Raw genomic sequence first — 5,140 nt, 5'->3', positions numbered from 1 at the left:
GACGACAACGGCCACGGCACGCATGTTGCCGGCATCGCGGCTGCGATCGGCATCCGGGGCGGCGTCACCGGCGTCGCGCCGCGCGCGGAGCTGTACGCCGTCAAGGTGCTCGACCGCAACGGCTTTGGCTTCATCTCGGATATCGTCGATGGCGTCTACTGGAGCATCCGCCATCGCATGCAGGTCATCAACATGAGCCTCGGCGTAGAGCCGGGCGTCCGGAGCCGGGCGCTCCGCGAGGCGATCCGGCGCGCCGCCCGATGCGGCATCGTCATCGCCGCGTCAGCGGGCAATGACGGCGTCGCAGCCGGCGGCCTCGATGCGCCGGCCAGCTATCCGGAGACGATCGCGGTCGCAGCGTCTACGCGCAATCGCCGCATCGCCTCGCTGAGCAGCAGAGGCGTCGGCATCGACATCACTGCGCCGGGAGAGGACATCTGCTCGACCTGGCCGGGCGGCGGCTACACCAAGCTCTCAGGCACCAGCATGGCTTCGCCGCACGTAGCCGGCGCAGCGGCGCTGCTGCTGGCGGCTCAGCCGCAGCTGACCGGCCGTCAGGTGCGGCAGGCACTTGAGCGCTCCGCCAAGCCGCTGCGCGGCTTCACGCGCTTCTCGCAAGGCAAGGGGCTGCTCCAGAGCGCAGCTGCCCTGCAACGCGCGATCGCTTGCCGCAGAGCGCAGCGACGCGTCTGTCCGACCAAGCGCCGCCGCGCGACTAAGGTTGCAGCTCCTTGACGATATGAACCTCGCCGTCGCCGCGCAAGGCATGGACCAGATTGCGCGCGGCGAGCATCGCCATCTCGAAGCGGGTCTCCGCCGTCGCCGAGCCGATATGCGGCACCAGCACCACCTGCTCCATCTGCAGCAGCGGATGATCCGGCGGGATCGGCTCTTGCTCGAATACGTCGAGGCCAGCGCCGGCGATCTGTCCGGTCTGCAGCGCCTCGACGAGAGCGGCCTCATCGACCGTCTGCCCGCGTGAAGCATTAATGAAGAACGCCGAGGACTTCATCCTCGCGAAAGCCTCCTTGCCGATATAGCCTTGCGTCTGCGGGGTCAGCGGCGTCATCAGGACGACAAAATCGGCCTCTGCCAGCAGCTCGTCCAGCTCCACATACCGGAGGCCGAGTCTGTCCTCGACGTCGGGCTTGCGCGAGCGATTATGGTAGATTACATCCATCCCGAAGCCGAGACGGCCTCTGGCTGCGATCGCCTCGCCGATCCGGCCCATGCCGATGATGCCCAATGTGCGGTGATGCACATCCGTCCCGAACAGGTCGGCTGCACTGCCTTTTACCCAGTGTCCGGCCCGTACGAAACGATCCAGCTCGGCGATCCGCCGCGAGACGGACAGGATGAGCGCGAAAACCAGATCGGCGACCGTATCGTCCAGCACATACGGCGTATGCGTCCCCAGGATGCCGCGCGCGCGCATCGCCTGCAGGTCAAAATTGTTGTAGCCGACCGACATATTGCTGACCACCCGCAAGTGCGGCAGTCGCGCGAGCAGCGATTCGTCGATCGTCGTGCCGGTCAGCAGCACGCCCTCCGCCTCGGCCGCTTCTTCAATGAATGCCTCTTTGGTGATCCCGCGGTCCCCCGTCCAGCGGCTTACCTCGCAATGCTCCTCCAGATACGCTATCGCTTGCTGCGGCAAGCTTGTCGCTACATATACTTTTGGCTTCATCCTTGCGCCTCCCATCATAAATGTGCATGCCCATTATAACACAAACGGCCCGCCGTCCCTTGTCAGGGATTCGACGGGCCGCCTTACATTCAGGACGGTTCCTTACTGTCATTTTTATCGCGGCATCGTTTGCACACGCCTTGGAAATCCAGGCGATGATCGATGACCGAAAAGCCATATTCCAGCTCCAGCCGCTCCTCGAGCGGGCCAAGCCAATCGTCCATAATCTCGTCCATCGTACCGCACTGCACACAGATCAGATGATGGTGATGATGCGTATTGGAGTCGGTACGCAAATCGTACCGGGCCACGCCGTCGCCGAAGTTCATCTTCTCCACGACATGCATCTCGCTGAGCAGCTCCAGCGTCCGGTATACCGTCGCCAGACCGATCTCCGGCGCCTTGTCCTTGACGAGCATGAAGACATCCTCTGCGCTCAGATGATCCTCTTCATTCTCTAGCAGCACTCGTACGGTGGCTTCACGCTGTGGAGTCAACTTGTAGCCCTGAGATTGCAGCTGTTGTTTAATTTTATCGATCCGGGCTTCCATATTGTTCCCCCCTGCGTCCATACCACTGCCCACTTTCGCCGAACTTTTGTCTTCATTATAGTGGCAGAACCGGGAAAAAGTCAATGTCGAAGCGGCAAACGCTGGTGAAAAAGTAAGGCGCGCCCGTCACAGCGACTCCCTGCCTAGCCCTCGCTCGCGTGAAGAAAACCCGAAGCCCACCCCATCAGATGCGGCGATACATACGCTTCCAGCAACGCAGCGACCCATAGCGCGCCGAGCATGAGGAGACAGATCGAGAGATGTGTCAGGAACGGATGCCGAAGCTTGCCTTGCCGCAGCAACAGCCGCTGCTTCACCAGATGGACAGAAAAAGAGATCGAGGTCACGCTCGCGATGAGCAGCGCGGGCAACACGATGATGTTGGGCGGCGCAACCGACAGGAGCGAGAACAGTACGCCATGCCAGCCATGCCCCTGAATGAGGAGACCGACGGTAAAGCCGATCAGCACCCCCTTGAGGAAGTCGAGCGCCAAAATAAGCGGCATCCCGATGACCGAGATGCCCAGGAGCCATATCAACAGAAGCCAGCGCGTATGCAGCCAGGCGCGATCCCAAAAGGACTGGCCATAGTCCGAATCGCTACCGGAGCTGAGCATCTGGGCGAAATGATGAATGTCGCCTGCGAGATCCTCTTGTTGCTCCAGCGTGAGCGCATGCACCATTAACGTGCCGAAGATGACTCCAACGACCACAATGACCGACACGAAGACATAGAGCGACAACTGGTCCTTGACCAGCGGCTTCATCCAGGATGATTTCAATACAACCCTCTCCTACACTTGTCCGGATATCCAAGTGTATGAGCCGTTTCAGCCGACTATGCCATTCGGGTCGGTACTGCGATGGACTGCTAAGCGGGCTCGGCATCGCTTTAAGTCGCCTAGCCCTCTACCTTGCCGTAACGGCCTCCGCCTCCGGAGGCGAGCTGCAGTCGGCCCTCGCGCGCCGCCGTCACCAGCGCAGCCGCTCCTCGGCCCGCCACCGCCGCCAGCTCCTCCGGGTCGGCATGGTGGAGGATGTCCATCTCGGTGCCGAAGCGGGCTAGCAGCCTCTCCAGCATGACGGAGCCGATGCCCGGCATAAACTCGAGCGGCACCTGATACCGATACGGCGGACGCCACTCCGGCACATGCGTCTCCGTACGTCCGGAGCGCTCCGCCAACTGCTCGATGCGGTCCATGACGCCGCGCACCAGCTTGCGTCCGCCGCACTGCGGGCACTGATCCGCTGCGGCTTCGACAGCGAGTGCGCCGCACGACTTGCACCAGGTGCGATGATATTTGCCCAGCTTCGGATCGAGACCGTAGTTGGCCAGGATGCGCCGCCCCTCCGCGCCTTGCAGCGCCAGCCGCAGCTCCGCGAAGCTCGGCTCGGCCAGCAGCAGCGCATTGTACTCGCGTCCGATCTTGGATAACGAGTGCGCATCGGAGTTGGTCAGGAACGGATAGCGGTCGAGCTCCCTGATCCAGCCCGCCATCCGGCTATCTGCGCTTAGCCCGAGCTCTACCGCATCGATGAGGTCCAGCTCGAGCACCTCGGATATCGTGTCTGTACAGCTGCCGAGCAAGCTCTTGTGCGGCGTGAAGATATGCGCCGGGATGAAGAGACCGTCCCGCGCCTTGACTTCCGCCTGCAGCTCCCGACCGGATACGTAGATGCGCTGCGAGCTGAGACGTACATTGCGCATATAAGCCGACATCCACTCGGTAAATGCCCGCATATCCGCCAGCGTCGGCAAATACGCCAGATAATGCGCCGGGCCGCCTGTGCCCACATCGTACACCTCGATCTCTGCGCCCAGCAATATCGTCGTATCGCGATAGCGAATGCCGCCGCCAGCCACCTCAGTCATCTCGCCCGAAGCGAGCAGCGACTCGATATCGTCCTGCACGCCCGGCGCGTGCGCATCGATGACGCCGAGCAGCGAGATGCCCTTGCGGACCGCCGCCTCATGGGCGATCTCGCGGAAGGTCAGTCGATCGCTGGCGCTGATCTTGACCGGCTCCCCAGCAGACGTGCGACCAATATGAAGATGCAGATCGGCGAATACCGGCCTCAACTCCGTCGTTGCCGTCTGCTCCGAAAGCCCGCCCATCAGATCGTCCCGGTCAGCCGATAGCGCTCCCACGCATAGACCGCCATGATCGTCTTGGCGTCGCTGATCCGCTCCTCCCGAATGTATTGCTGCGCCTGCTCGAAGGTGATCGCGTCGACGGTGAGATATTCCTCCTCATCCAGTTGCATCGCACCCTTCTCCAGCCCTTCGGCCCAATACAGGTAGAGCTTCTCGTCGGCAAAGCCGGGCGAGGTATAAAAGGCGCTGATCAGCTTCATCGAGGCCGCACGGTAGCCTGTCTCCTCCTCGAACTCGCGGAAGGCCGCTTCCATCGGATCCTCGCCGGGATCCAGCTTGCCTGCCGGGATCTCCACCTGGAACTTCTCCATCGGCTTGCGATACTGCTCGACCACGAGCAGCTTGTCCTCACGCAGCGCGACAATCGCCGCCGCGCCGGGATGACGGACGATCTCGCGCGTCGTCGTGCCGCCGTCCGGCAGCCGCACCGTATCCACCTGCAGCGTAATCACTTGTCCGTCGAAGATCGGCTTTGTCTCTACCGTCTCCTCCCGCCACAGCTCGGGACGTTCAGTCATGATGTCTCCACTCCTTTTTGTTTGTTGAATCTAGCATACTTGTCCATCTATTGCATATCTATGAATTACTAAATTTTAAAATAAAGCAATTTATCCAGGATGCCCTCAAAATGCCGAAGAGGCACGGAATCGAATCTGTAGAAAAGTTTATGCTTCCGATGTCGCTTTCTTTCAGAAAGCGTTAAAGCGTTCGCCTAAAAGCTTTTCGCAGAAAAGCTAGCTTCGTAAG

At 61.2% G+C, this 5,140-nt stretch carries 6 protein-coding genes; 1 reads left to right on the top strand and 5 read right to left on the bottom strand.

Annotated elements, in window-relative coordinates:
* A partial coding sequence (locus PA598K_RS04685; protein WP_148091917.1) for a S8 family peptidase occupies nucleotides 1-735 on the top strand: 735 nt, incomplete at its 5' end.
* On the opposite strand, the gene PA598K_RS04680 is transcribed toward PA598K_RS04685, so the two are convergent.
* From PA598K_RS04680 to PA598K_RS04660, 5 genes are all read right to left on the bottom strand, one after another.
* Nucleotides 716-1,687 (bottom strand): 2-hydroxyacid dehydrogenase, encoded by a 972-nt coding sequence (locus tag PA598K_RS04680; protein ID WP_128655812.1) that lies wholly within the window; start codon nucleotides 1,685-1,687, stop codon nucleotides 716-718. The two genes, PA598K_RS04685 and PA598K_RS04680, sit on opposite strands and share 20 nt — an antisense overlap.
* An 89-nt stretch (nucleotides 1,688-1,776) precedes the next feature.
* Nucleotides 1,777-2,238: a ferric iron uptake transcriptional regulator gene (fur, locus tag PA598K_RS04675; protein ID WP_128655811.1), complete on the bottom strand. Its 462-nt coding sequence runs from the start codon at nucleotides 2,236-2,238 to the stop codon at nucleotides 1,777-1,779.
* Nucleotides 2,239-2,381: 143 nt separating this feature from the next.
* Complete coding sequence (spoIIM, locus tag PA598K_RS04670; protein WP_185601562.1) at nucleotides 2,382-3,020, bottom strand: stage II sporulation protein M; 639 nt, start codon at nucleotides 3,018-3,020, stop codon at nucleotides 2,382-2,384.
* Between the two features lie 119 nt (nucleotides 3,021-3,139).
* Complete coding sequence (locus PA598K_RS04665; protein ID WP_128655956.1) at nucleotides 3,140-4,354, bottom strand: endonuclease Q family protein; 1,215 nt, start codon at nucleotides 4,352-4,354, stop codon at nucleotides 3,140-3,142.
* Nucleotides 4,354-4,911: an NUDIX domain-containing protein gene (locus tag PA598K_RS04660; protein ID WP_128655810.1), complete on the bottom strand. Its 558-nt coding sequence runs from the start codon at nucleotides 4,909-4,911 to the stop codon at nucleotides 4,354-4,356. Before PA598K_RS04660 ends, PA598K_RS04665 begins: the two co-directional genes overlap by 1 nt.
* Nucleotides 4,912-5,140 lie beyond the last annotated feature (229 nt).

The organism is Paenibacillus sp. 598K (assembly GCF_003851045.1).
In the GTDB taxonomy this organism is placed as follows: domain Bacteria; phylum Bacillota; class Bacilli; order Paenibacillales; family Paenibacillaceae; genus Paenibacillus_D.
This window is presented reverse-complemented; position numbering and strand designations above follow the sequence as displayed.